Origin of the sequence: Xanthomonas hortorum (assembly GCF_040279205.1) — a bacterium.
Taxonomy (GTDB): domain Bacteria; phylum Pseudomonadota; class Gammaproteobacteria; order Xanthomonadales; family Xanthomonadaceae; genus Xanthomonas; species Xanthomonas hortorum_F.
This window is the reverse complement of sequence record NZ_JBEOLS010000026.1, coordinates 20,818-45,185: the sequence shown is the minus strand read 5'-3', so window position 1 is coordinate 45,185 and position 24,368 is coordinate 20,818. Positions and strand designations below refer to the sequence as shown.

At 62.7% G+C, this 24,368-nt stretch carries 19 protein-coding genes and 3 tRNA genes; 9 read left to right on the top strand and 13 right to left on the bottom strand.

Features of this window, described 5'->3' with window-relative positions:
* Positions 1-56 precede the first annotated feature (56 nt).
* Both ABS769_RS12020 and ABS769_RS12015 read right to left on the bottom strand, forming a co-directional pair.
* Positions 57-1,154: a UvrD-helicase domain-containing protein gene (locus ABS769_RS12020; protein WP_350498169.1), complete on the bottom strand. Its 1,098-nt coding sequence runs from the start codon at positions 1,152-1,154 to the stop codon at positions 57-59.
* Positions 1,132-2,712 carry an ATP-dependent nuclease gene (locus tag ABS769_RS12015; protein ID WP_317061562.1) on the bottom strand — a complete coding sequence of 527 codons (1,581 nt, stop codon included), beginning with the start codon at positions 2,710-2,712 and terminating at the stop codon, positions 1,132-1,134. Before ABS769_RS12015 ends, ABS769_RS12020 begins: the two co-directional genes overlap by 23 nt.
* Positions 2,713-2,985: 273 nt before the next feature.
* On the opposite strand from ABS769_RS12015, the gene ABS769_RS12010 reads away from it, so the two are divergent.
* Positions 2,986-4,053 carry a DNA-binding protein gene (locus ABS769_RS12010; RefSeq protein WP_317061563.1) on the top strand — a complete coding sequence of 356 codons (1,068 nt, stop codon included), beginning with the start codon at positions 2,986-2,988 and terminating at the stop codon, positions 4,051-4,053.
* Here ABS769_RS12010 and ABS769_RS12005 read toward each other — a convergent pair.
* The 4 genes from ABS769_RS12005 to ABS769_RS11990 form a co-directional block, all read right to left on the bottom strand.
* Positions 4,041-5,078 carry a hypothetical protein gene (locus ABS769_RS12005; protein WP_317061564.1) on the bottom strand — a complete coding sequence of 346 codons (1,038 nt, stop codon included), beginning with the start codon at positions 5,076-5,078 and terminating at the stop codon, positions 4,041-4,043. The two genes, ABS769_RS12010 and ABS769_RS12005, sit on opposite strands and share 13 nt — an antisense overlap.
* Before the next feature lie 728 nt (positions 5,079-5,806).
* The gene (locus ABS769_RS12000) at positions 5,807-6,457 is read right to left on the bottom strand and encodes a TraX family protein (RefSeq protein WP_317061565.1); all 651 of its coding nucleotides are present in this window, start codon (positions 6,455-6,457) and stop codon (positions 5,807-5,809) included.
* A gap of 62 nt (positions 6,458-6,519) precedes the next feature.
* Positions 6,520-8,334 (bottom strand): transmembrane repetitive protein, encoded by a 1,815-nt coding sequence (locus ABS769_RS11995; protein ID WP_317061566.1) that lies wholly within the window; start codon positions 8,332-8,334, stop codon positions 6,520-6,522.
* Between the two features lie 13 nt (positions 8,335-8,347).
* Positions 8,348-8,947, bottom strand: coding sequence for an NfuA family Fe-S biogenesis protein (locus ABS769_RS11990; RefSeq protein WP_006450396.1), 600 nt, complete (start codon positions 8,945-8,947; stop codon positions 8,348-8,350).
* A gap of 88 nt (positions 8,948-9,035) precedes the next feature.
* On the opposite strand from ABS769_RS11990, the gene ABS769_RS11985 reads away from it, so the two are divergent.
* The 3 genes from ABS769_RS11985 (at position 9,036) to zupT (ending at position 10,890) form a co-directional block, all read left to right on the top strand.
* Entirely contained in the window at positions 9,036-9,392 is a 357-nt protein-coding gene (locus tag ABS769_RS11985) for a 4a-hydroxytetrahydrobiopterin dehydratase (RefSeq protein WP_055826515.1), read from the top strand.
* Positions 9,389-9,811, top strand: coding sequence for an energy transducer TonB (locus tag ABS769_RS11980; protein ID WP_317061568.1), 423 nt, complete (start codon positions 9,389-9,391; stop codon positions 9,809-9,811). Before ABS769_RS11985 ends, ABS769_RS11980 begins: the two co-directional genes overlap by 4 nt.
* A gap of 260 nt (positions 9,812-10,071) precedes the next feature.
* Positions 10,072-10,890 carry a zinc transporter ZupT gene (gene zupT, locus ABS769_RS11975; protein WP_317061569.1) on the top strand — a complete coding sequence of 273 codons (819 nt, stop codon included), beginning with the start codon at positions 10,072-10,074 and terminating at the stop codon, positions 10,888-10,890.
* 28 nt (positions 10,891-10,918) lie between these two features.
* Here the strand turns inward: zupT and ABS769_RS11970 are convergent, their stop codons facing one another.
* Positions 10,919-11,905: an RluA family pseudouridine synthase gene (locus ABS769_RS11970; protein ID WP_317061570.1), complete on the bottom strand. Its 987-nt coding sequence runs from the start codon at positions 11,903-11,905 to the stop codon at positions 10,919-10,921.
* Positions 11,906-12,317: 412 nt separating this feature from the next.
* Here ABS769_RS11970 and ABS769_RS11965 point away from each other — a divergent pair, with 412 nt between their 5' ends.
* On the top strand, positions 12,318-16,040 hold the full coding sequence (locus tag ABS769_RS11965; protein ID WP_350498171.1) for an Rne/Rng family ribonuclease: 3,723 nt from the start codon (positions 12,318-12,320) through the stop codon (positions 16,038-16,040).
* Between the two features lie 204 nt (positions 16,041-16,244).
* Here the strand turns inward: ABS769_RS11965 and ABS769_RS11960 are convergent, their stop codons facing one another.
* The 3 genes from ABS769_RS11960 to ABS769_RS11950 form a co-directional block, all read right to left on the bottom strand.
* Positions 16,245-16,892, bottom strand: coding sequence for a response regulator (locus ABS769_RS11960; RefSeq protein WP_023904062.1), 648 nt, complete (start codon positions 16,890-16,892; stop codon positions 16,245-16,247).
* A gap of 209 nt (positions 16,893-17,101) precedes the next feature.
* Positions 17,102-17,863, bottom strand: a complete 762-nt coding sequence (locus ABS769_RS11955) for a sulfurtransferase (protein ID WP_317061571.1) — start codon at positions 17,861-17,863, stop codon at positions 17,102-17,104.
* A 35-nt stretch (positions 17,864-17,898) separates the two neighbouring features.
* Positions 17,899-18,264 carry a DUF6164 family protein gene (locus ABS769_RS11950; RefSeq protein WP_104552014.1) on the bottom strand — a complete coding sequence of 122 codons (366 nt, stop codon included), beginning with the start codon at positions 18,262-18,264 and terminating at the stop codon, positions 17,899-17,901.
* A 60-nt stretch (positions 18,265-18,324) separates the two neighbouring features.
* On the opposite strand from ABS769_RS11950, the gene ABS769_RS11945 reads away from it, so the two are divergent.
* On the top strand, positions 18,325-18,756 hold the full coding sequence (locus tag ABS769_RS11945) for an FKBP-type peptidyl-prolyl cis-trans isomerase (RefSeq protein WP_043909011.1): 432 nt from the start codon (positions 18,325-18,327) through the stop codon (positions 18,754-18,756).
* A gap of 11 nt (positions 18,757-18,767) precedes the next feature.
* Positions 18,768-20,030: a TIGR03862 family flavoprotein gene (locus tag ABS769_RS11940; RefSeq protein WP_317061572.1), complete on the top strand. Its 1,263-nt coding sequence runs from the start codon at positions 18,768-18,770 to the stop codon at positions 20,028-20,030.
* Here ABS769_RS11940 and ABS769_RS11935 read toward each other — a convergent pair.
* A complete protein-coding gene (locus tag ABS769_RS11935; RefSeq protein WP_317061573.1) occupies positions 20,014-21,306 on the bottom strand; it encodes a nucleotide sugar dehydrogenase in 1,293 nt (430 codons plus the stop codon). The genes ABS769_RS11940 and ABS769_RS11935 overlap by 17 nt on opposite strands.
* Before the next feature lie 143 nt (positions 21,307-21,449).
* On the opposite strand from ABS769_RS11935, the gene ABS769_RS11930 reads away from it, so the two are divergent.
* Positions 21,450-21,533, top strand: a tRNA-Leu gene (locus ABS769_RS11930).
* A 109-nt stretch (positions 21,534-21,642) separates the two neighbouring features.
* Positions 21,643-22,464, top strand: a complete 822-nt coding sequence (locus tag ABS769_RS11925; RefSeq protein WP_317061574.1) for a 4'-phosphopantetheinyl transferase family protein — start codon at positions 21,643-21,645, stop codon at positions 22,462-22,464.
* A gap of 127 nt (positions 22,465-22,591) precedes the next feature.
* On the opposite strand, the gene ABS769_RS11920 is transcribed toward ABS769_RS11925, so the two are convergent.
* Together ABS769_RS11920 and ABS769_RS11915 are read right to left on the bottom strand one after the other, a co-directional pair.
* Positions 22,592-22,667 (bottom strand) — tRNA-Gly (locus ABS769_RS11920).
* Positions 22,668-22,793: 126 nt separating this feature from the next.
* A tRNA-Cys gene (locus ABS769_RS11915) sits at positions 22,794-22,867 on the bottom strand.
* Positions 22,868-24,368: the final 1,501 nt, after the last annotated feature.

Here is a 24,368-nt window from a genome sequence, read left to right as displayed (position 1 = left end):
GATCCGGGGCCGGCGCCCCCTTATCGCCGCCCCGTTGAGGAAGATGTGATCGCTGCTTATGCGTTTGCGCTGCTAGGCGCGTAGAGCTGATGACCCGGCAGCGCACACGCGCCGGCATACACAAACGCCACGCTTTGCCGCGCCCGGGTGAAAGCCACGTAGTATTTTGGTGGTGCGGTGATGCGTGACGCATCTGCCGTGCGCAGGTACTGCGTCAACGGCCCGTTGGGGAAGATCAGGACCCGGCTATACGTGCGGCCCTTGGACTGGCCGAAGTTCATTGCAAGCAGTCCGTCACACGCCTGCCGCCGGTCATACCGAAGCACGGTTGGAGCAAATTCCTGCATGTACGCAGCGACATGCCCGGGAGCGACGAGATAGATGCCATCGTGCCCCGTGACCTCGCCATTGCCTGACTCGGTCCGTGGCATCTGCGGATAGAGCGCATCGGCCAAATCGCAGAGGGCCTGAACGCAGCGCAGGCTGATGAGGCGGTGATCGAGCTGGCATAAGCCGTCCGACTCCCAAACCTGGAACAAGGCTGCCAGATTCGGCCCGCGATACTGGCTGTGCCTTGGTGCGTAGTTGGTCGCGTAGGTCGCCTGGCGTGTGTCGCCTACCAACGTGATGGCGATATCGCTCTTCAACAGCCGCTCGACCAAGTCCAGATCGTAGCCGGCCAGGTCCTGGACTTCGTCGATGTACAGCTCGTCGTACATGTCCGCCAAGCGCGCCATAACCTGGCCCTGGGTCAGCTCATCGCAGCGCACAGCAAAGTCGGCCGCCCGATCGGAGTACATCCGGTTGCCGGCCAGATAGTGTCGCGCGACTTGTGAGCGTGGGGCGCGGTTGTCGGTGCGCCCGTCGACGAACAGGATCGTCTCGATCCGAGGCTGAGGGCAAAGCGCAGCCTGGTACGGGCGGATGCACTCGCGCAGCAGAAATCCATACCAGCTGTGCAACGTGACATTCGGGGGAACCGCACCGGCGTGCATCTCGAACGAACGCCGGATCTCTTCAAGGTTCTCCAGCGTGTAGGTGACGATGGCGATGCGGCGCAGCGGTCGCTCCAAGGCCTGCCGGACCAGCAAGGTGGTCTTGCCAGAGCCGGCCGCGGAGAGGAGCACCCGGTTAGGTGATGGCACGCTGGACATAGTCCGGGAACCTGATCGAATGCGGGCTGTTGAAGATCGCCAGGGCCGTGTCGGTTTTATGGCCTTTCATGTACTTGAGCAACGCCACCTCATCGGCGAATGACTTACCCAGCACGGTGTTGAGCACGGCCAGAGAATTGGCGTTGATCAGCTGCTCTTCCAGCGATGGGGCGCTCTCGTCGGAATCGTAGTAGATGGCGTTGGGATAGTCGGCGTAGCGTTCTTGTACAACCGCGATATCGCCATCGTTGTCGGTAATCACTTTGGCTTGAATGTGCAGACGCTCTGCAATCTGCAAGAAGCGTTTAAACGCCAACGACTTGACCGAGATGATGTCCACGCCGCGGGCCAGTGGCGCCACGCCGTGGTGATCGCAGTAGGCACGCTGCACGATCAGCTCATCGGACGGGCCTTCCACCAGAATCGCCTGTTTGGCCAGGATCAGCCGCAGCGTGTCGTGACCGGGCAGCTTCATGAAATAGTCGTGCGTATCGGATGGCAGCTGGTCCAGCTTCATCTGGCCCTGCGCACTGAACAGGATCACGTTGTCCACGCCCAACTTGTTCAGCACGAAGCTGCTGTGGGTGGCGATGACGACCTGCTGCGTTGCGGAGAGGGCCGCGATCTTATCGATCAGCTGGGTCATGCTGGAGAAGGACAGATGGTTCTCCGGCTCCTCGATCAGCAGAACGTGCGCCGCGCCCGCAGCGTGCATCGCCAGCTTCATCTTCACCGCGCTTTGTTCGCCCTTGCCGGCCTGGGTAAAGGGGAGCTCATCCAGATACGGTGACAGGCTGGTTTCCCACGTTGAGCGCGGCGATGTGTCCACGCCTACCGTCAGTGCCCGGTGACTGATGTCCCCGGTGTGCTCGGTCAGGTAGGCATTGATGGCGGCCACATCCGCTTCTTCGGAGAAGCTCTGTCGCATGCGGCGAAAGCTCAGCGACAGCGAGACGCGTTGCGCAGGCGTCAGTGCCTGCTCGATGATGCCGGCGATATAGCGATCGGCACCGGACAAGGTCTTGATACCGTGCGTGTCGATGATGGTCGAATCGAACGGAATACTGCGTGCGGTGACGCCATTGTGGGCGAAGGAGTACCAGCGCACCGTGTAATACTCCACCGGCAAGCTGACCACGCCCTGGTGTTGCTGCAGGTAGGCGTTGAACTCCTCGCGATAGTCGTCGTTGAGCTCGACCAACAGGCGGATGCCAGCGGTATCCAAGCCCAGCGAGTTGTTGGTGCCACGCAGCGACGCCAGCGCCGCGTCGCGGCCCAGGTAGGCTTCGATGGAGATCCGTGGCGGCGATGCCGGCGTGCCTGCCTGAAGCGCCGCCAAGTACTCATGCACCGTGGATTGGTGGAACAGGTAGGGCGTGAGCTCGTAGGCGAGGTTGCGCCCATGCAACTGTCCGGTGACCACCGCGTGGATGGCCTCCAGCAGGGTGGACTTACCGACCTCGTTGTCGCCCACCACTAGGTTCATGTGGGGATTGAGCGGCAAGTCCAGATGGCGGAACGACTTGAAGTTGTCGATGACGACACGTTCGATCGGCATGCACAGTCCCTTGATGGCCAATGAGCTCAGTGGCGGAGCGTGCCTGTGCCCTCGGCCGGCCTCCTTTCCGCTCTGAGCCATACTACCCAGCGCTCGCCCACCCAGGGTGGTTTCGTACTGTTTTTGGAACCGGGAAGGGTCAGAAGGCCTCTTACGCGGGATAATTCTAGATTATCCCGCGTGAGATCACGGCCCTCACATGGTCCGTCTAACACGTTGAGTAGTACGTAAATACGTGGTATGTAATGCGTTACGAAATACGCGGAGGGACGTATGGCAAGGTCCGGGTTGTACAAAAGCGATGTGCAGCGTGCCCGCGATAGCCTGCGCGCAACGGGCAAGCATCCGTCTGTCGATGCGGTCCGGGTGGCGCTCGGCAATACCGGTTCCAAGACCACCATTCACCGTTATCTGAGGGAGTTGGAAGAGGAGGAAGGGCAAGGCGTTGGCGCGAAGATGGCCGTGAGCGACGCACTCCAAGACCTCGTCGCCCGCCTCGCCGAGCGGTTGCACGCCGAGGCCGATACGGTCGTGGCGCAGGCCCAGGCGCGCTTCCAGGCGCAGCTCCAGGAGCGCACCCAAACGCTGGAGCAGGCCCGGCAAGAGGCTGACTCACTCACGACGCAGCTGCAGCGCTGCGAGACCGTACTGCAGGCAGAACGCGAGGCGAGCGCCACCGCCAGAAGCGAGGTGGCCAGCCGCACTACCGAACTGGCTCAACTGCAGGAGCGGATCGCGGGCCTTACGGCGCGACTGGCGGAGCACGAACGTCATGCCCAGTCGCTGGAGCAGAAGCACGACCACGCCAGGGAAGCCCTGGAGCACTACCGCACCTCGGTCAAGGACCAGCGTGAGCAGGAACAACGCCGGCACGAGCACCAGGTACAGGAACTGCAGGTTGCCCTGCGGCAGGCCAACGAGGCGCTGACCGCCAAGAACCACGACCTGATGCAGCTCAACCGGGAAAACGGCCAGTGGCTGGAACGCCATGCCCGGCTGGAGCGGGAACTGACGCAGACACGCCAGCGGGCCGACGCCCAGCAGCGCGAGCGCGACGCGCTGCGCCTGGCGGCCGCCGAGCACCAAGGCCTGCAGGCGCGCTGGACCAAAGATGTCCAAGCGCTGGAAGGCGTGCGCGCCGAATTGGCTGCGGCGCGGACCGATCTGATCGAAGAGCGCCAGCGCCGGGAACATGCCGAGGCGGACACCTTGCGGGCCACGGTACGTCTGAGCACCCTGGAACAGCTCCTGGCGCAGCTGCGGCCACCGCGCCCCGTTGGCGAACAAGTAACGTCTGGGAAGGACGAAACCTCCCCAGACGCAAATAGTCAGTTGCTTTGAGGAAAGCTAATGCCGGGCGAAGCGCCACCAAAGACGGAGCAAATACCGCGCGTCAGGTTGTTCTGCTCGAACGTCTTGCCGGCATTGCCCAGGCAAGTCGGGGCATTTGTCGTACCATCGTTTACGGCTACGTTTACCGTGACGTGCGAGCCGCGATTGAACGACACCGTCTGAGTTCTGGCGCCGTTGCCGAAGATGTTGAATTCGGTCAGGCGCCAGATCTTATTGATATCCACCGTAGAGGCGCGCTGACTCACGCTGTAGGCCCTTCCGTTCACCGAAAACGACACGGTATCCACGCCCCCCGAGGTCGCAGAACCGGTCAGCTTGACACCAGCGATGCCCGAAACTGGCACCAGAGGCACTCGCACCGATTCGCTGTTGATAACGCAATTGTTGTCTTCGTAGGCACCCCAGCCGGATGGGCAACCCGCCGCATCGTATTCCGAGGTACTGTCCGCCTGTACCCAGCTTTCAATGAAGATGACCGGGTCAAAGCCATTACTTGAGTCTTCGTCGGCGTCGCTGGAGTAGACGTACTGTTGCCAAGTCTTGCACGAAGAAAAACCGAACTGAGCGCAAGCGGCGGGGTTGCTGTCGTTGTCGGTATTGATTTGCAGCGAGTATTGGACTACCCCAGTGGTCACGCCGCTTACGCTCGGGAACGAACCGACGGCTGAGTGGGTGAGCCTGCCCGTGCGTGCAGCGTAGTCATCGCCATTGCCGGTGATGAGCACACGGTTGTCGGTGGTGGTACGAACGTTGCCGCTGGCAACGTGTCGTGGCTTCATGACCAACTTCGGCGGTGCGCCACAGCGTACCGCCTGCCACCCCATGTCCGGAAATGTCGAGCTAAAGCAGCCCTCCATAGCCGGTGCCTCGTGCTTGAGCGTAGTTTCCCATGCAGACATAGCCTCGGCACGGCCAGTATTGTTTATTGCAGCGACCTGCGCCGCTGCACCCGCGCTAACGATGCTTCCAACGATGCAGGCGCCAAGCATGTACTTCGATGTAAATTTTCTCATGGTCTTTCTTCTGGTTTGATAGTTAAATTACAGTAAAATTTTAGTAAATTTGCGGCGCACCAAATCGGAAGTAATCGCCGCGTTAGAGAAGTGCTACTTCTGCGGCAACGCGTTACTTCGTCCTCGATCACAATTCATAAAATGGCGCGAGACCAGCGCTAAACCGCCAGACGTGGAGGTCGCGGTCCAGCATGCGCGCGGGCCAACTCGGTCAGGCGTCGCGCGGCGCTGGCGATGGGCGCATCGAACCAGACGGCATGCGCAGTGCCGGAAGCCGGAGTGATAATTCCTCAATTATCAGGCGGTTGGGCAAGATTTGGCTGTTTTTTGCATCAATCCCTGCCGCGCCCTCGGAACTGGCCGAAGCCCGCCGAGGCATCGAGGCCCAGGAGAAAGGACTGGAAAGCCTTGTGGCTGACCGCCGCCGAACATCAGGCATTGCAGGGGTGCTGGGCCGAAGACGCACAGGCCCTGGAGAATGTGCGGGCCGAATTGACCAGCACCCGAACGGAAGCGATCAAAGACAAGGAACGTTGCCTAATCAGAGGGTCGGCAGGGGTTCGTGTAAAAGACCTTTACTGACAGCGAGTTAGCTTACTTTTGGCTGTTTTTTACACGAATCCCTGCCGACCCTCGGGTAGGCAAGATTTGATCCAAAGCCAGATCCAGCGGAGCCGCGCTCGTGCCGCCCGCACAGCTGATTTCGCATAATGTATATTATGTAAAATTCAGATCGCTACGTAAGAAATTCCCGCCCAGAACGCCAGATGGGTCACATAGTAGAAATAGAACATCCTGTGCGTGCGCGGAACAGGTAACGGCATTCGCCCTACTGCGATTAGTGGTAGAGCAAGCAGCGCCCAGAAGTTGTGGTTGACGACGTACAAGGACAGTGCTGGCAGCACAAGCAACAACATCGCGGCGACACCTGGTTCTAGCCCCCATTGACGTGGGTTCCGCCAGAAGATCCACGCGCCTAAAACCACTGCCAGGCCGCTCCATTGATAGTCCACAAAAAAAGGGGCCGGCACGCTGCAAATTGCCAGGAACACCCACTGACGACGCTCGATTGCCAAAATGCAGGTTGCAGCCAGCGAAAAAGACAAGAGAACGTTGAGCGGCAGCACGTCCTGGAACGCTATGGCCGCGATGGGTGCGGCGACAATACCCCAAAAAAACAGGCGTTTTACTGACTTCTCGATGTCGGCTCTGGGTTGCGCAAGGTTGTACGCCAGGATGAGCGCGAAGAGTGGAAAGGCGATCCTGCCCAGTTCTGTGACGACTGGGACGTAGCCAACGTGCAAGATTTTCGATGCGTGGTCACCTGTCATGAAGAGGACAGCAAGCCACTTCAAAAACTCCCGGCCACCACTAGTCACGAGTGTGCATCGCTGAGTTCCCTCGCAACTTTGTCAGACAACGCAGCGATTGGTAACAAAATTCAGTTCCCGCCACGGCCCACTGCTCCCCTATCCTCCTGCAGCTCCCGCTTGAACGGCACATCCGGCGGCGGTCTTGCGGTCGCTGGTTGGTCGTTGAGATTCGGGTCGCTCAGGCCGCAGCCGCCGCCGAACTGCAGCAGCGACACCACGCAGCTGATCTTGGTGGTCGTTCCCGGGATCGGGATTTCGATCTTCTTCAGGCCGCGGCGCACCCATTCCTGCAGCAGCGACTGGTTCGGCATCCAGTACTTGTCCAGCGAAGTCGGCGTGTAGCCGTACGGCGGACGTTTGAGCCAGGTGCCGCCCTGGGCGATCTGGTCGCGGGTCCAGGTATCGGTGTCGCTGCCTGGCGGCCCGCGTTCGCCCGCGCCGTTGCCTGTATCACCGGTTCCGGCGGCAACGCGGACGCTGCCATCGGCGTTGAACATGCCGTCGCGTTGGCCATTGGCGCCGGTCGTTTTCCCCTCACGGTTGCGGTCGAATTTGTTCCAGTCGTCGGCTTTGGTTGCCACATCCCAGCCACCGCTGCGGTCTGCCGGTTGCGGGCCGGCGTTGCTATTGGTTGCAGGTTTGCTGGATGAAGATGCCGCTGCCGCACTGGTGGATTGTTCGGATCGCGATTGGGTCGCTTGCAATGGTGTGGACGGCGCAGTGGAAGGCGTCGGCTGCGCCGCGGCGCTAGCGGCTGATGCTGTCGGCGACGGAACGGTCGGGGTCGATTGGGCAGGCACCGCAGGTGCCGGCTGAAGCTGCGACGCCGGATCCGGCACGCTCGGCAACTCCGCCGTTCGAACCGCTATTTCCGGCATGCGAACCGTCGGCGTGAGCTCGCGATTGCGCACGACTGGCGCAACGACCTGAGGTCGATCCGGCACGACGATTTCGCGCTCTCGAACCGCTGGCGCATCGGCAGATCGCACCGCAACGTTGGTGGCAGGACGCTGCAATTCGCGCACTTGCGGCCGTTCGGTCACCGTCTGAATCTCACGCTGACGCACCTGTATCTGAGGCGCTGCAGCCTCGATTGGGCGCGCAGCCACCGTGATCGTGGGCGGTGGCGGCACCACAAAGTCGTTGGTGGCTACTGGCGTTTCGGTCACTTGCAGCGGCGATTCGATCGTCACCGGCGACACCTGCACCCTCACCTGCGGCACATCCGGCGTCGTTGGCTCGCTGACGGCAGCAACGGGTTCGGGCGCGACTTGCTGCGCCTCGGCAACGCTTGAACTGTCAACGGAATCGGCGGTGGCCTGCGTTGGCTGAGGCGGCGGCGTTGCCGAAGCAGTCGGATTACCACTCGCCGCATTCGCTTGCGACGCTGCAGACGCTTCACCCGCGGCCACCTGCGCAGCAGCAGGTTCCCCTTCACCACCGCCCTGCTCCGCCGCGCCTTCGCCGATGAAGCTCATGCGCACGCGCGATTCGTCGCCTTGTTTGGTTTCATCCGGCGCCCAGCGCACGCTGACCACCCAGATCAGCAAGGCGATGAAACCGAGGTGGATCAGAAAACTGCCGAGCAGCGCCAGCCAATGCAGCGGGCGTTCGTCTTTCCGGCGCGGTTCCCAGTGTTGCCACCACAGGCTACGAAAGGCCTGAAATGGAGACAGCAGCGCCGCGGTCCGCATGCTGTGCGGTAACGCTGGCCGCGCCAGCAGTACATCGGCCACCTGGCCGCGGTCGAACGGCGCAACCACGCTGTCTCGGTTGCGCATCCAGGTTGCCCAGCCATAAGGCAGGCCAGTGCGCCGATCCAGAATGAGCTTGCTCGGCATGCGCGCGCGCAGTGCCTGCAGCAGATCGGCGGCCGTTGTCACCGGTGGTGCGGAATCAGGCCGCGCTGTCGCGCGGAATGTACGGGGCGTCGCCGGTAGCGTGGTCGGTCGCGTCGCGCACCGCAATCACGCCGGGCACGCGTCCCATCAAGGTCTTCTCGATGCCCTGCTTCAAGGTCACATCGGCCATGCCGCAACCGTGGCAACCGCCGCCGAAGCGCAGCAGCACCACACCATCGGCCGAGACCTCCTGCACTGCCACGCGGCCGCCGTGCGAGGCCAGCTGCGGGTTGATCTCGTTCTCCACCACCCAGCGCACACGCTCCACCATCGATGCCGAATCAGCCGGCGCTTCGCCCTTGATCTTGGGCGCCTTGATGGTGAGCTGCTGGTTGCCGGTGGACTGGGTGACGTAGTCGATCTCGGCGCCATCCACCCATGGCACGCTGGCGGCGACGATATATAAGGTGAAGCCGTCGCAGTCGATCGCCCATTCGTCGCCGCTGAGATCGGCCGGTTCGGCGAACTCGAGGCGGGCGTCGGCGCGCGGGGTACCCGCATCCACCGCGCTCAGGCGCACGCCCATGCCGGGCACGCCCTCACGTTCGATGAGCTTGCGGAAATAGGTCTGGGCTTTGTCGGATATCTGGATCATGCGGGTTATTCTACCGCTCAATGCGCCCGCGCTCATGGAACACCGTGATCCCGCTGGGCGCGCTGTCCGCCACCCCTGCGAGACCGTCATGACCGATCTGATTCCCCTGGAGCAGGCCCATTGCCTCCCGCGCAAAGGGAGCGACCACAAGCTTGGCGAAGCCCGCCTGGCCGAGCTGTTCCCGCAAGTGCCGGGCTGGGAGCTGGCCGAAGCGGGCACGGCGATCACCCGCACGTTCCGTTTTGCCGACTATTACCGCACCCTCGCCTTCGTGAACGCGCTGGCCTGGATCGCCCATCGTGAGGACCATCACCCCGATCTGGGCGTGCATTACGACCGCGTGGTGGTGCGCTATTCCACCCACGACGTCGGCGGGCTGAGCGAGAACGACTTCATCTGCGCGGCCAAGACCGCGCAACTCTACGATCAGGGAGCCACTGCATGACCCGTTACCGCACCGCCCTCGCCTGCCTACTCGTTGCCGTCGGCATCAGCGGGTGTGGCAAGTCGTCCCAGCAGGCGTCCGCGCCAGTGGTTGCACCGACCGAGCTGGCCGCCTTGAAGACGCCGCCGCCGGAATACTCCCCGCAACTCGCCTGCGCCGGTGTCGGCGGAACCTCCGTGCTCAGAGTCGTGATCGGTACCGAAGGCACCCCCACCGACGTGTCGCTGGCGCAAAGCAGCGGTCAACCGGTGCTGGACGAGGCCGCGCAAACGCGCGTGCGCGAATGGAAGTTCAAGCCTGCCACCCGCAACGGGCAGCCGGTGCCGCAGACGATCCAGGTGCCGGTCGCGTTCAAGCCGCCGGTGCCGCGCCCGGACGAATGCTTCGCCATCGAAGAGCGTGCACGTCGCGGCGGCTGAGCGTTGATGGAATCTCGCAGGTAGCGCGTCGCCAGACGGCGACGCTGGGGAAACGGTCAGGCGAATGGCGCATGTCCGTTTCCAGCAGCAAACGCATTCGTTTGTTTGCCGCGTAATCGTTCTGCCCATCGCACCAGGCACCACACGTTCGTCATCCACGCATGACCATCCTGCAATCGAGGGTGGTCGTGCGCCTATCGCGCAGCAATCGCCACGCTCCCCGCAGAAGTGCGTTCCATTCCACGAGGTCGTCGCGTCACATGCTCGAAGTGTCATCACAGAACGTCTGGACCGCGTTTGCGGTCACCCTGGCCGCCGGACTCGCTACCGGGCTCGGCAGCCTCATGGTGGTGTTCTCCAAGAAGCCCAATCCGCGCCTGCTGGCATTCGGGCTGGCATTCGCTGGCGGCGCGATGGTGTACGTGTCGCTATCGGAGATCCTCAACAAGTCGATCGCCTCGTTCTCCAACGCCTATAACGACAAGCTCGGCTTTACCTTCGGCACCTTGGCGTTTTTGGCTGGCATGCTGCTGATCATGGCGATCGACCGCCTGGTGCCCAACCCGCACCAGAGCCTGTCCAGCGATGACCCGCTGTTTCGCGACGACAACCGCGCCTACATCCGTCGGGTCGGCTTGATGACGGCGATTGCGATCACCGCGCACAATTTCCCCGAAGGCCTGGCTACGTTTTTTGCGACGCTGGAAAGCCCCGCAGTCGGCATGCCGCTGGCGTTCGCCATCGCCATCCACAACATTCCCGAAGGCATTGCGATTGCAGTGCCGGTGTACTTCGCAACGCGTAACAAGTTCTATGCCTTCGGCGCCAGTCTGCTGAGCGGATTGGCCGAGCCGATCGGTGCCGGCATCGGCTATCTGGCCTTGTCCAATGTGCTGTCCGAAGCGGTGTTCGGCACCGTCTTCGGCTTGATTTCCGGGGTCATGGTGTTTCTGGCGCTGGATGAATTGTTGCCCGCCGCCAAGCGCTATGCGAAAGGCCATGAGACCGTCTACGGCCTGGTGGCCGGCATGGGCACCTTGGCGATCAGCCTGGTGTTGTTTCGCTTTGCGACACCTTGAGGCTGACGAGGGCCTGCGGTGGCTTCGTTTAGCGACCCAGCCGGTCCAGCGCCTCAGCCAGCTCCGGCGCCAGCGGCGCGTTCAACATATACGGTACCTTGCCGGCATCCAGCGTGAACTCCAGCGACGCCGCGTGCAGAAACAACCGCTTCAGGCCGAGCTGGTCGCGCAGGCGCTTGTTGACCTCCGCCTCGCCGTACTTGTCGTCGCCCGCCACCGGGTGCCCCAGATGCTGGGCATGCACGCGGATCTGATGGGTGCGGCCGGTCTCGATGCGGACTTCGCAGTACGAGTGCCCGCCGCGTCGCTCCAGCAACTTGAAGTGGCTCAGCGATGGCTTGCCGATCGCGTTCACCTGCACATGCCGCTCGCCGCCCTGGCGCAGGCCGATATGCAACGGCGCATCCACCGTCATCACCCCGTCCGGCATCCGCCCGACCAACAAGGTCAGGTAGCGCTTGGTGATACCGCGGCCCTGGACGCGGTCGTCCTCGCGCATCAGTGCCTGCATCTCGGTCAGCGCGGAGCGCTTCTTGGCCACGATCAGCAAGCCGGAGGTGTCGCGATCGAGCCGATGCACCAGCTCCAGGGTCTGGTTTGGGCGTAACGCGCGCAAGGTTTCGATGGCGCCGAAGCTGATCCCGCTGCCGCCATGGCTGGCGACGCCCGACGGCTTGTTGAGCGCCAGCAGGCGCGCGTCTTCGAACACGATCGCCGCCTCCAGCCGGGCCATGAACGCGGACGGCGGCGCTGCCTTGTCGCCCTCCTCATTCACGCGCACCGGCGGGATGCGGACTTCTTCCCCACCCTCGAGCTTGCGCTCGGCCTTGGCGCGGCCGCCATTCACCCGCACCTGACCGCTGCGCACCAGCTTGTAGATCAGGCTGCGCGGCGCACCCTTGAGCTGGCCAAGCAGGAAATTGTCCAGCCGCTGCCCGGCACGGTCTTCCGGAACTTTGAGAATGCGCACGCCTACACGGTCGGCAGGCGGCTGGGGGAACTGGGGGTCGGTCATCTGGCTCTTTATTCTGTTACACTCGGCGAGCGAGATAAGGGTTTGATTTCGTTGGAAGTTGATTGGCCAGAAGCCTGACTTCCGATGATTCCGGCACAGTGCGCGACCACCGCCCCCGGGGCGGCCATGTTAGCGGCTCACCGGCCTGCCCGGCCATCGCCGTCGGTTTTTGGACCGTCGCGCTGAACATGTCCCGTGCGCTGCCCCGGTTCGTCCGGACGCGGCTGCCGGCCCTGAAACACCTATAAAACTTAAAGACAAGCGCTCCCGCGGCCTGCCGTGGTGTTGCAGCGCTGGAAACCCTGGTCAGGCCTGTCCGCGCGTTGCGCGAAGGGCCGACAAGCTGTTCCAGAGGCGAAACGTCACGGCGTTCCGCGCGGTAGAGCGCGAGAGGAACGCAACAATGAAGCGAATGCTGATCAACGCAACGCAGGCCGAAGAGCTGCGCGTGGCGATTGTGGACGGTCAGACCCTGTACGACATCGACATCGAACAGCCGTCCAAGGAACAAAAGAAGTCCAATATCTATAAGGGCCGTATCACCCGGCTCGAGCCCTCGCTGGAAGCGGCGTTCGTGGACTATGGCGCCGAGCGCCATGGCTTCCTGCCGCTGAAGGAAATCTCCCGCGATTACTTCCAGGCTGGCGTCGACCACAACAAGTCGACCATTCGCGAGCTGTTGCGCGAAGGCCAGGAAATCGTGGTGCAGGTCGACAAGGAAGAGCGTGGCAACAAGGGTGCTGCCCTGACCACGTTCATCTCGCTGGCAGGCCGCTATATGGTGCTGATGCCCAATTCACCGAGCGCCGGTGGCGTCTCGCGCCGGATCGAAGGCGAAGACCGTGCCGCGCTGAAGGAAGCGCTGGACAAGCTCGATATCCCCGACGACATGGGCGTGATCATCCGCACCGCCGGTGTCGGCCGTGACGCCGAAGAGCTGCAGTGGGATCTGGATTACCTGCTGCAGACCTGGAAGGCGATTGCCGAGGCGGCGCTGAGCAAGCCGGCGGCGTTCCTGATCTACCAGGAATCGCGCCTGATCATCCGCGCCCTGCGCGACTACCTGCGCGCCGACATCGGCGAAATCCTGGTCGATACCCCGGAGCTGTACGCCGACGCCCAGGAATTCATGCAGCAGGTGATGCCGCAGAGCCTGCGCAAGCTCAAGCACTACACCGACGACATTCCGCTGTTCAACCGCTTCCAGATCGAATCGCAGATCGAAGGCGCCTACGAGCGCAATGTGCGCCTGCCCTCGGGCGGCTCGATCGTGGTCGACCAGACCGAAGCGCTGACTGCCGTCGACGTGAACTCCTCGCGCGCCACCAAGGGCAGCGACATCGAAGAGACCGCGTTCCAGACGAATCTGGAAGCGGCCGAAGAAGTGGCCCGCCAGTTGCGCCTGCGCGACCTGGGCGGCCTGGTGGTGATCGACTTCATCGACATGGCCTCGACCAAGCATCAGCGCGAAGTCGAAAACAAGCTGCAGAACGCGCTCAAGTACGACCGTGCACGTGTGCAGCTGGGCCGTATCTCGCGCTTCGGCCTGATGGAAATGAGCCGCCAGCGCCTGCGTCCGAGCCTGGGCGAATCCAGCCAGATCGTGTGCCCGCGTTGCGACGGCCATGGCCGCATGCGCAGCGTCGAGTCGTTGTCGCTGTCGATCATCCGCGTGGCCGAAGAGCACGCGATGAAGGAGAACACCGGACAGGTGCTGGTGCAGGCCCCGGTGGAGATCGCCAACTACCTGCTCAATGAAAAGCGCAGCGCGCTGCGCGAGATCGAAAATCGCCACGCCTCGCCGATCATCATCGTCGCCGACGAGCAGCTGCACACCCCGCATTACGAAGTCACCCGTCTGCGTGAGAACGAGCTGGGCGAAGACAGCGGCAAGCCGAGTTATCAGCGTGGTACGCCGCGCAAGTTGCCTGTGCATGCGCTGACCAAGGCGCAGTTGAACATTCCGGCAGCGCCTGCAGTGACCTCGATCAAGCCGAGCCAGCCGGCTCCTTTGCGTGAGGAAGCCCCTGCCCCGGTCGCTGCAGCACCTGCGCCGGCTCCGGTCGTCGCACTGCCACTTCCTGCGCCGGTCACCGGCGTGGTCGGTTGGCTGAAGCGGATCTTCGGTGGCGTCGAGCCAGTGGCTCCGGTCCCCGAGTCGACCCAGCGTCCGCGCCAGAACGATCCAGCCCGTGGCAACCGCAATGAGCGTGGCGATCGTGGTGGTCAGCGCCGCGATGGGCGTGGTGAAGCGCGTAACGGCGGCAATCAGCAGCGTGGCAATGGTGGTAACGGCGGCAATGGCAATGGCGCCAACAAGGAGCGTCGCGATGAGCGTCGCCAGCCTGCCAATGGCCAGAGCGCGCAGAACCCGCAGAATGGCGGTCAGGCGCAGCAGCAGGTGCAGGTCGCCAAGCCGCCGCGCAACGAACCGCAGGCACCCAAGCAACCGCAGCAGGGCCAGCAGCAAAAGCAGAAGCCGCAGAATCAGGCTCCGCGTCCCCCGCGTGCATCTGCACAGCAGGACGGCGCGCCGTCCGAGAGGCAGCCGCGCACCGCCCGTCAGGACGAAGGCACGGCTTCGGCACAGACGCTGACCGCAACTGCCGCAACCGCGACGACTGCCGGTGTGGTTTCGGCAATCGCCGAAACCGCCGCGCCGGTGACGACGCACGTTCCCGCCAATGAAGCCAACCCGGCACACCCGGTCGACGTCATCGTGACCGAAGCGCATGCCGACCGTGGCACTGACGCCAGTGCAGACGGGCAGGCACCGGATGCAGCAGGCGATGATTCAGCCAATGGCGAAGGCGGCAGCCGTCGTCGTCGTGGCCGTCGTGGCGGCCGTCGTCGTCGTCGTGGCGCTGGCGCAAATGGTGAAGGTGGTATCGGCGCCGATGGTCTGGAAACGGACGATCTGGATGGCGATGCCGAAGGCGATCTCGATGGCGACAACGAGAACGAAGGCGACGAAGCCGGCACGCAGACGCATGCCTCCGCTGCACCGCGCGCCGGCCAGCCGGAGTTCGACTTCGACGATGAAGCCGCGCCTGCAGCAGCTGTGCGCGCCAGGCCGGAGTCCAGCACTCCAGCAGCAGTGAAGCCACGTCCGGTGCCGAAGGAGCGTTCGGAAAGCCAGGTAGCGGCCGACACCACGTCGACTACTGCACCGGTCTCCAATGCCACGCCGTCCTTCGAACGGCAGGCGGCGGCGGCTCCGGTTGCAGCTGCAGCTGAGCAGGCGCGTGGCGATGCTTCAGTTGCCTCTGCGGCATCTGTTGCGCAATCGGCACCGGCGGCGACACCTGCTCCGGTTGCAGCTCCGACGCCGACTCAGGCTTCGGTTGCTACTCCGGCTCCAGTTGCAGCTCCGTCTCCCGTCGCTGCTTCGACACCGGCTGCCAACCCGGCTCCCGTTGCAACTCCTGCTGCGGTCGTGTCGTCTGCTCCTGCAGCTGCGCCTGTCGAGCGTGCCGCTACGACGACGTCGGCGACTGCGCCTGAGTCGGTTACGCAACAGGGGCAGGTGTCGTCGGCATCGACTGACGTTGCAGCACCCGCTGCGGTCAGCCCGGAACGCGCTGTACCCGTCGTGGTGCCGGCACCAGTGCAAGCGGAGTCGGTGAAAGCCGAGACAGCTCCGGCTGCTGCTCCAGTGCACACGCAAGCGGCACCTGCGCCTTCGAGCGTCCCGGCTGCCCAGGCAGAAGTGGTCACCGTCAAGCCGTCGCAAGCAGAGCCGTCCAGCGCTGCAAGCCCGGCTGTGGATGTCGCAGTGACCTCCACCACGACGGTGCCGCAGAGCACTCCGGCTGCCGACGCTGCTCCAGTGACTCAGGCACGCAAGCCGTACGCACCGGTGCAGACAACGCTGCTCGACGCATTGGCTCCGGCCGATGCCACAGCACCGGCATCGTCGGCCTCGGCGCCTGCTGAAACGCCGGCACCGTACAAGGCGCCTGAGCAGCCTGCAGCAGTCGCCCCCGTAGCTCCTGCGACCATGCAGAAGCAGGCAGACGATGCGCACAAGCCGACGGTTGTCGTCCCGGAAGCTGTAAAGCCGGTGGCTCCGTCGACTGCGACTGAAGCTCAAGAGCAGGAAGACGACACCAACAAGCCGCGTAGCGATCACTGATTGCTGCATCGCCTGTTTCGACCTTGCCTGACTAATCAGGCAAGGTCGGCGTCAAACAAAGCGGCCTTCGGGCCGCTTTGTTTTTGCGTGCAAGTTGCGAACAAGACAGCTGCGAGGATGCGCACCAGCGCGTTAGCTGCTCAGTGAGTCGCTTCGTTCTGAGGTATCGCTTGTCAGGAGCGAGCCCAATCACCAGCGCATGACCTACATTGTTTGCGCGGGATCGGTCAGACCGTATTGGTTGGCCAGACGCGCCAGCGCGATGCTGTCCTGGATTCCAACCTTTTCGAACAGACGCGCCTTGTGAGTATTGATGGTCTTGGCACTGAGGTTCAGGCGCTTGGCGATGTCTTCCTGGCGCAGCCCCTGCGTCAGCAACAAAGCGACCTCCAGCTCGCGTGGCGACAACGCATCGAACGGCGAGCCACCACCTTCTAGGTTGGAGAGCGCAAGGTTCTGCGCGATGGTGTTGCCGAGATAGCGCCGCCCCAGTGCGACTTCACGCACTGCACGCAGCAGTTCCTGCGCATCGCCGCCCTTGCCGACGTAGCCGGATGCACCGGCTTCGAGCAGACGCTTGGGCAGAGGGCCATCTTCCAGTACCGACACGATGACCACGCGGGTGCCGTAATCGCCCTTGACGATGCGCTCGGTGATTTCCAGACCGCTGACGCCGGGTAGATGCAGATCGCACAACACGATCTCGGGCTTGAGCTGGCGGATTTGCGGCAACGCCGACTCCCCGCTCTCGGCCTCTCCCACCACATCGATGTCCACTTCCTTGGACAGGATCATCTTCATGCCCGTACGCACGAGTGCATGATCGTCAATCAGAAAAACTCTGATGGTCATCCTTGTTGTCCTCGCTATGCGGCTGGCTGGTGCAGCCTATCTCCGTGAATAATTCAGGGCAAGCACGATGCGACGTATTACTTTCAAGTCAGAGACCAAAGCCTCTCGCTGCAGTGAGGCATGACGCGCATGCGGGGTAACGTTGCGTCGTGTTTGCATGATCCGAACACGCGCAGTGCGCGAATATCGGGAAATTCAATCGCGCCCGGTCAGATTTCCCCGGCCTCGGTGCTGCGCTCGGCATCCACCAGTGGGCGCAGTTCGGGATCCAGCGCGACACGCTCGTCGAAGACGAAGCAGCGGCCGTCGTAGCCTTCGCCGCCGACCTCTTCGAAGTAGCCCAGGATCCCGCCTTCGAGCTGCAACACATTGTCCATGCCATCGGCCTGCATCCACAGCGCGGCTTTTTCGCAGCGGATGCCACCGGTGCAGAAGCTCACCACTGTGGCATCCGCAAGCGCAGCGCGATGTGCTTCCAACGCGCCCGGCAACTCGGTGAACTTGTCGATCGGCAACGTCAACGCACCCTGGAACGTGCCATATGCCACTTCCTGCGCATTTCGCGTGTCCAGCAGCACCAGCGGGCGACCGCGATCGTCGTGCCCTTGTCGCATCCATTCGCGCAGCACGCTTGGCGGCACTGCCGGCGCACGTCCCTGCAGCGGCGAGGCATCGTCGCGACGGAAACTGATGATCTCCGGCTTGCGCTTGACCTTGAGCCGCGCGAACGGCTGCTGCGCGCTCAGGCTGTACTTGATGCGCATCTGCGCAAAGCGCGAATCGCTCTGCAACCACGCATAGAACGCGCCGACCTGCTCGGCGTCGCCCGCCAGAAACAGATTGATGCCCTCTTCGGCCACCAGCACCGAGCCCTTCAGCGCCTGTTGTTCGGCGTGGCGAAGCACGCTGTCGGCAAGCTGCTGCGGGTCCTGGATGGCAACGAATTGGTAGGCTGCGGTATTGGTGATCATCGGGTCATTTTAAGCCCGATGGCACCGCAATGGGGTCAGCCGCGCAACAGCAGAAACGGCAGCAGCACCAGCGAGGCGACCACCAGCATGCCGATCAGTGTGGCGATCACGAACAGCGGACGCTTGCGCAGCAGCGCAGCGAAGGTTTCGGCGGTGCCCGATGCCAGTGCCTCCTGACGCTGCGCGCGTGCGACCGCCCCGCGTTGGGCCTGATAGGCATCCATCGCCGCCTTGGCGCGCGGGTAGTCGGCATCGTCGCTGAGCCAGATGCCACCGGCGGAAATGCCCCAATTGCTCGGCCGCGTCTCGTAGATCTGCACCAGGTTCTCGCGCATCAGCGCCCGCACCTCGTCGGCTTCGTCATCGGGAACATTGCGCAGATTGAGCAGTAGCTTGGCCATGGGCGCGATGATAGCCGGAGCCAGATGCGATAATGGCGACCTTCCTTCATGGACCATCCCATGCGCCTTCTATTGACGCTCTGTGTCGCCTTGTTGCTCGCAAGTTGTGCGCCTGCCCTGCCGCCGTCCGGTGGCACGATTGCTACCTTCGAGCGGATCGACCGCACCGTCGGCACCGGCGCAGTGGCAACGCCCGGCGCGATGGTCACCGTGCACTACACCGGCTGGTTGTACGACGAAAAGGCCGCCGACAAGCACGGTAAAAAGTTCGACAGCTCGCTCGATCGCGCCGAGCCATTCCAGTTTGTGTTGGGCGGCCATCAGGTCATCCGCGGCTGGGACGATGGCGTTGACGGCATGCGCGTGGGTGGCAAGCGCACCTTGATGATTCCGCCCGACTACGGCTATGGCGATAACGGTGCAGGTGGGGTGATTCCGCCTGGCGCCTCGCTGGTGTTCGATGTGGAATTGCTTGGCGTGCAGCCGCGCTGAGTGCCTGAGCAATGACGGATGTGAGCAAGCGGCGGCTGGCGGTGATCGGCGGCGGGCCGGCCGGCTTGATGGCCGCACAGGTGGCGTGTGCGGCCGGCCTTGCGGTGGACCTTTACGAGGCCAAGGGCTCGGTCGGGCGCAAGTTTTTGATCGCCGGCAAGGGCGGTTTGAATCTCACCCATTCGGATCCGATGCCGCTGTTTGCGCAGCGTTATCGCGAGCGTGCCGAACCGGTGGCGACCTGGTTGCGGGACTTCGATGCGGACGCGCTGCGCGATTGGGCGCGCGGGTTGGGTGTGGACACCTATGTCGGCAGCTCCGGGCGTGTGTTTCCGATGGATCGCAAGGCGGCGCCGTTGTTGCGTGGCTGGGTGCGTCGACTCAAGGAACAAGGCGTCGCGTTTCATGTGCAGCATCGCTGGCTTGGGTTGAGCGATGACGGTACGTTGCGCTTCGACACACCAACCGGTGACATCGAGCGCGCTGCAGACGCGGTGGTATTGGCGCTCGGTGGCGGCAGTTGGCCGCAGCTTGGCTCGGATGGTCTGTGGCAAGCGCCACTGCAGCAACGCGGCATCGCGGTTGCGCCCCTGGTGCCGGCCAATTGCGGTTTCGACATCGACTGGAGCGCGCATTTTGTGCAGCGGCATGCCGGTGCGCCGCTCAAGCCGGTGGTGGCGCACTGGCATGATCGCCATGGTGTGCAACACGAACTGCAGGGCGAGTGCGTTGCCACTGCTACCGGCATCGAAGGCAGCCTGATTTATGCGTTGGCTGCAGACTTGCGAGAGCAGATCGATGCGCAAGGCGTGGCCGAACTTGGCCTGGATCTGGTTCCGGGACGTTCCCTTGAGCGCGTGAGCGCCGAACTGGACAAGCCGCGCAAGGGACGGAGTTTTAGCGAGCATTTACGCCGGCAGGTCGGCATCGATGGCGTCAAGGCCGCACTGCTGTACGAACATCTGGGCAAACAGGCCGGCGACGATCCTGTGCAGGTGGCACGCACGCTCAAGCAGTTACCGTTGCGCTTGCTCAGGCCGCGCCCGCTTGCCGAGGCGATCAGCTCGGCCGGCGGCGTGCGGCTGGAAGCGCTGGACGAAGGGCTGATGGCGATCGCACAACCCGGCGTGTTTTGCGCCGGAGAAATGCTCGATTGGGAGGCACCGACCGGCGGCTATCTGCTGACCGCCTGCTTCGCCAGCGGGTTACGTGCCGCACATGGCGCGGTGCACTGGCTGCAGCAGCAAGACGGGTGCGTTACAGACGATCGTTGACCGCTTCGCGCGGCCAGACCGATTTGACGTCGTAAATCACCGCGCCGGGTTTGCCCAACGCGGCGATGCCCTGGGCGTCGTAGTCGCGGTACTGCGCATGCGCCACCGCCAGCACGACCGCGTCGTAGGCACCTTCGTCCACAACCTCGCACAGCTGCACGCCGGCATGCTGCAGGGCTTCTGCCGGGTCGGCCCACGGGTCACAGGTATCGACCTGCACGCCTGCAGCTTGCAGCAACTGCACCAGTTCCAGTGCACGGCTATTGCGTAGATCCGGGCAGTTCTCTTTGAAGGTTGCGCCCAGCACCAGCACCCTCGCCTGCGCGAGCACCACGCCGCGCGTGGCGAGCATGCCGCAGACGCGCTCGGCAACGTGCCGGCCGACACGGTTATTGACCTGCCGCGCGGTGTGGATCAGGTCCGGGTGATAGCCCACGCTCTCGGACTTGTGCATCAGGTAATACGGATCCACGCCGATGCAGTGGCCGCCGACCAGGCCGGGCCGGAACGGCAGGAAATTCCACTTGGTTCCGGCCGCTTCCAGCACATCCAGCGTGTCGATGCCGAGCTTGTCGAAGATCAATGCCAGCTCGTTGACCAGTGCGATGTTGACGTCGCGCTGGATGTTTTCGACCACCTTGGCAGCCTCGGCCACGCGCATCGACGGCGCGCGCCAGGTACCGGCGGTGATGATGCTGGTGTATAGCGCGTCGACCGCATCGGCAGCTTCTGCGGTGGAGCCGGAGGTGATCTTGCGGATATCGCGCAGACGCCGCTGGCGGTCGCCCGGATTGACGCGTTCGGGGCTGTAGCCGCAGAAAAAATCCTCGTTAAAACGTAGCTCCGATGCGGCTTCGAGCAAGGGCACGCAGACTTCTTCGGTGGTGCCCGGATACACGGTGGATTCGTAGATCACCAGGTCGCCGGGCTTGAGCGCGGCGGCGATCAAGGTGGTGGCGCTGCGCAGCGGCTCCAGGTCGGGTTGCTCGAAGCTGTCGATCGGCGTCGGCACCGTGACGATGAAGATGCTGCACGCGGCCAGGTCGGCCGCGTTCGCGGTGTAGCGCAAACGGATAGCGGCAGCCAGTTCGGTGTCGTCCAGTTCCAGCGTGGCGTCGTGGCCATCGCGCAACTGCGCTACCCGCTGCGCATCGATGTCGAAGCCCAGCGTGTCGCGCTGCTCGCCAAAGGCAACCGCCAGCGGCAGGCCGACATAGCCCAGCCCGATGACAGCGATGTGCGCTTGAAGCGGTGCGAGAAGCGTGGTGCGGGACATGCGGTTCCTTCGATCGTGCGCGGGCGGTTTTCCGCGCGGCTATACAGCGGCAGGATAGCGCAAGCCGCACAGGCGCCGGCAGTGCAGCAAGACATACGCACAGAGATTCACAATCGGCGCGCAATCAGGCACGCTATCGCAATGCCCGGGTGGCGAAACTGGTAGACGCAAGGGACTTAAAATCCCTCAGCTGCAAGGCTATGCGGGTTCGATTCCCGCCCCGGGCACACTCTTCATCCATCTCCATCTGCCGCGCGCTCGCAGCCGTGCCTGGCACGAATACGTTGGCAGATGTCGCTCGGACAGGTAGGCCAGACGAAGTTGAAGGCGTCGATGATGTCCAGCACGCGCGGCGACCAGCCCGATGACGGCATGCAGTTCGTGCTGTTGAGCAGAAACACGCCTCCAGCGAGCGATCCAGGCATCGATTCGATCGAGGCATTGCACGCGCGTTGGCAGTACGCCCTGCCCTGCCTAGGCGGTGGCAGTTTGATCGTGCAGATCATGGCATTCGAACTTGCGCAGTTTTCGCTGGAAGCATTTGGTCTCTGCAACATCGCATGCCCTGACACGATTGCGCGTAGCGTCCGCAAACGCCAGGCCGAGTATTTCTTCGGTCGACTGGCTGCGCAACAAGCCTTGCAGCATCAGGTACTGGTCGCCGCCGGTATGTGCCCCGACATCGCCACCGGCAGCTCGCGTGAACCGCTATGGCCGGCACAGGTGATCGGCAGCATCTCGCACACCAATCGCCTGGCCGCGGCGGCGGTTGCACCACTTGGAAGATGGCGCGGTATCGGCATCGATCTGGAGCACGTGGTCGGTGCTGACGCACGCGAGGCGTTGCTGAGCACTGTCGTGGATAGCTCGGAGCTGGCGTTGCTGCAGTCGATCTGCGCGTCCACCAACGTGCCGCTGGAAGTGTTCCTGACCATCGTCTTCTCTGCCAAGGAGAGTCTGTTCAAGGCGAGTTTTTCCGCAGTAGGCCGCTACTTCGATTTTTCCTGTGCGCACCTGGTGGCACTGGATCCCATTGCGGGAGTCGTCCGTTTTCAGCTCAGCGAGCGGCTCTGCCCGGATCTACCAAGCGGGCATCTGTGCGATATCAGTTTCGGTTTTGTCGATTCGCAGACGGTAATCACCTATCGAATCTGGTGAGTCTGGCCGAAGAACGTCGAGCCACGGGCGCGGGAACAGAGTGCCTGCACAAATCCGACGCAACAAAAAAGGGCCGTGAGGCCCTTTTGAGTGATCAACTGAATCGTCAAATTCAGTCGTTCTGATTTGGAGCGGGAAACGAGACTCGAACTCGCGACCTCAACCTTGGCAAGGTTGCGCTCTACCAACTGAGCTATTCCCGCGTGGAGCGAAATTGTACAGCTTGTCACATCATTACGCTAGCCCTTTCACACCACCAGCTCGCTGTTTCTTGCGGAGCCACCCGCTTGCGAACCGGCACTTAGATGCGACTAGAACAGCGTGCGATGTGGAGGCCTGGGCCGGAATTGAACCGGCGTACGCGGATTTGCAGTCCGCTGCATAACCACTCTACCACCAGGCCGAACATCGCATTCCACAACACTTGCTTTGCAACAACAAGGCCCCGCAAACGGGGCCTGTTCGTCTCAAGACAGCAACTGCACGCTAGTTGCATGCGTCCAACCTATTGTGTTGCAACAGGTTTTTCGCCATCCCTACCTTGGAACGGACGCCATTGTAGCCTTGTTTGGCGTAGACGCCAAGAGGAGTGATTGGGCGCGCCACAGTGCGCTGGCGCCTGCAACCGCTGGACGCGATGTCCAGGCGACAGGTCTGACAGCGCCCACCTCTGCGAGATCTAGCCTGCCTACTGGATCAGGCGCGCAGGGCTGATCGATGTCTCACACATCTGCTCCTCGTCCACAGCCTAACAGCCCCACGACGGCGCATCTGCAAGGGATCCAATGTCCGGCCTGTCGTTTGGCCAGTAGAAGCGCGCCGCGTCAACAGCGCCTGCTCTATCCGAGACGGCCTGCAAGTTTATGCGATGCAATTCACACACGTACATCGACCGGATCCACATGGGGTAAGGCGCTTGCCATACAACAAAGCGAATGACGCAACACGGATCACATCGGCTTGAAAAGCATCGGGAGAAGTAATTCGTTAAATTAACTTCATAACCAAAGCAAATGGAACATTGATAATAGTTAGATTATCCAGCTAAACAATAAATCCGCGCGAATGTAATAAATCCTTCTCGAATCGCGCCTATGGTGAGCCGCACACAAGGAGACTCATCCGTCACGCAAGGACGTCCGAACCTCCGCAGTTTTGCGATGGATATCTCGTGTCCAACCTCAGTAGCGCTGTGCTTTGCGGTTTTCAACGTGACTTCTGACTCCGAAGCGGTATTGATCGGCGCCGCCACTGCTTCATCGCGGCCTGCCATCGAGCCAGGCAATTCGATGCTCCCCCACCCTGACAATTCTCAGGCGCAGTACGTGCCTGAGGAGACTGCAAGTGCATTTGTCTGGTCACGCTGGCAGGCCTTGCCAAGATCGGCAGAGGCCGAGCGGCTGGAACGTCTGCTCGCTGCAATGGCGATCTACCTGGCGCGGACCTGTGAGCAAGTGCCCTTGCAGATCAGGCTGCGCTATTCAGACCGCACACGCCAGCTGACATTGCATCCAAGCGTGCACGACACCTGCAGTGCGATCTGCGAACAGGTACACGCCGCATTGGATGAACGTGCACTCCGTACTGCAAGCCAGGAGTATGCGCAATCGAAAAATGCGCAACGTGGTGACGTTGCACATGCATGGCCGACGTTGATCGAGATCGGTGTAACGAACGACAGTGCGGTGATTGTTGGCACAACCGCGACACCGCAGGTGCAATTGCAGATCTGCCAGTTACGCAAACGATTTCGTTGCGGATTGCACAGCTCGCATTCGACACGGCGGCAGGCCTTGCGTGTCGGTGCACGTTTGAGATGCCTGCTGACAACCCTTGAACGTGGCGAGGCACAGCATAGCCCTGTAGCGTTATTACCGCTTCTGCCAGCGAGCGAGCGCCGTCGC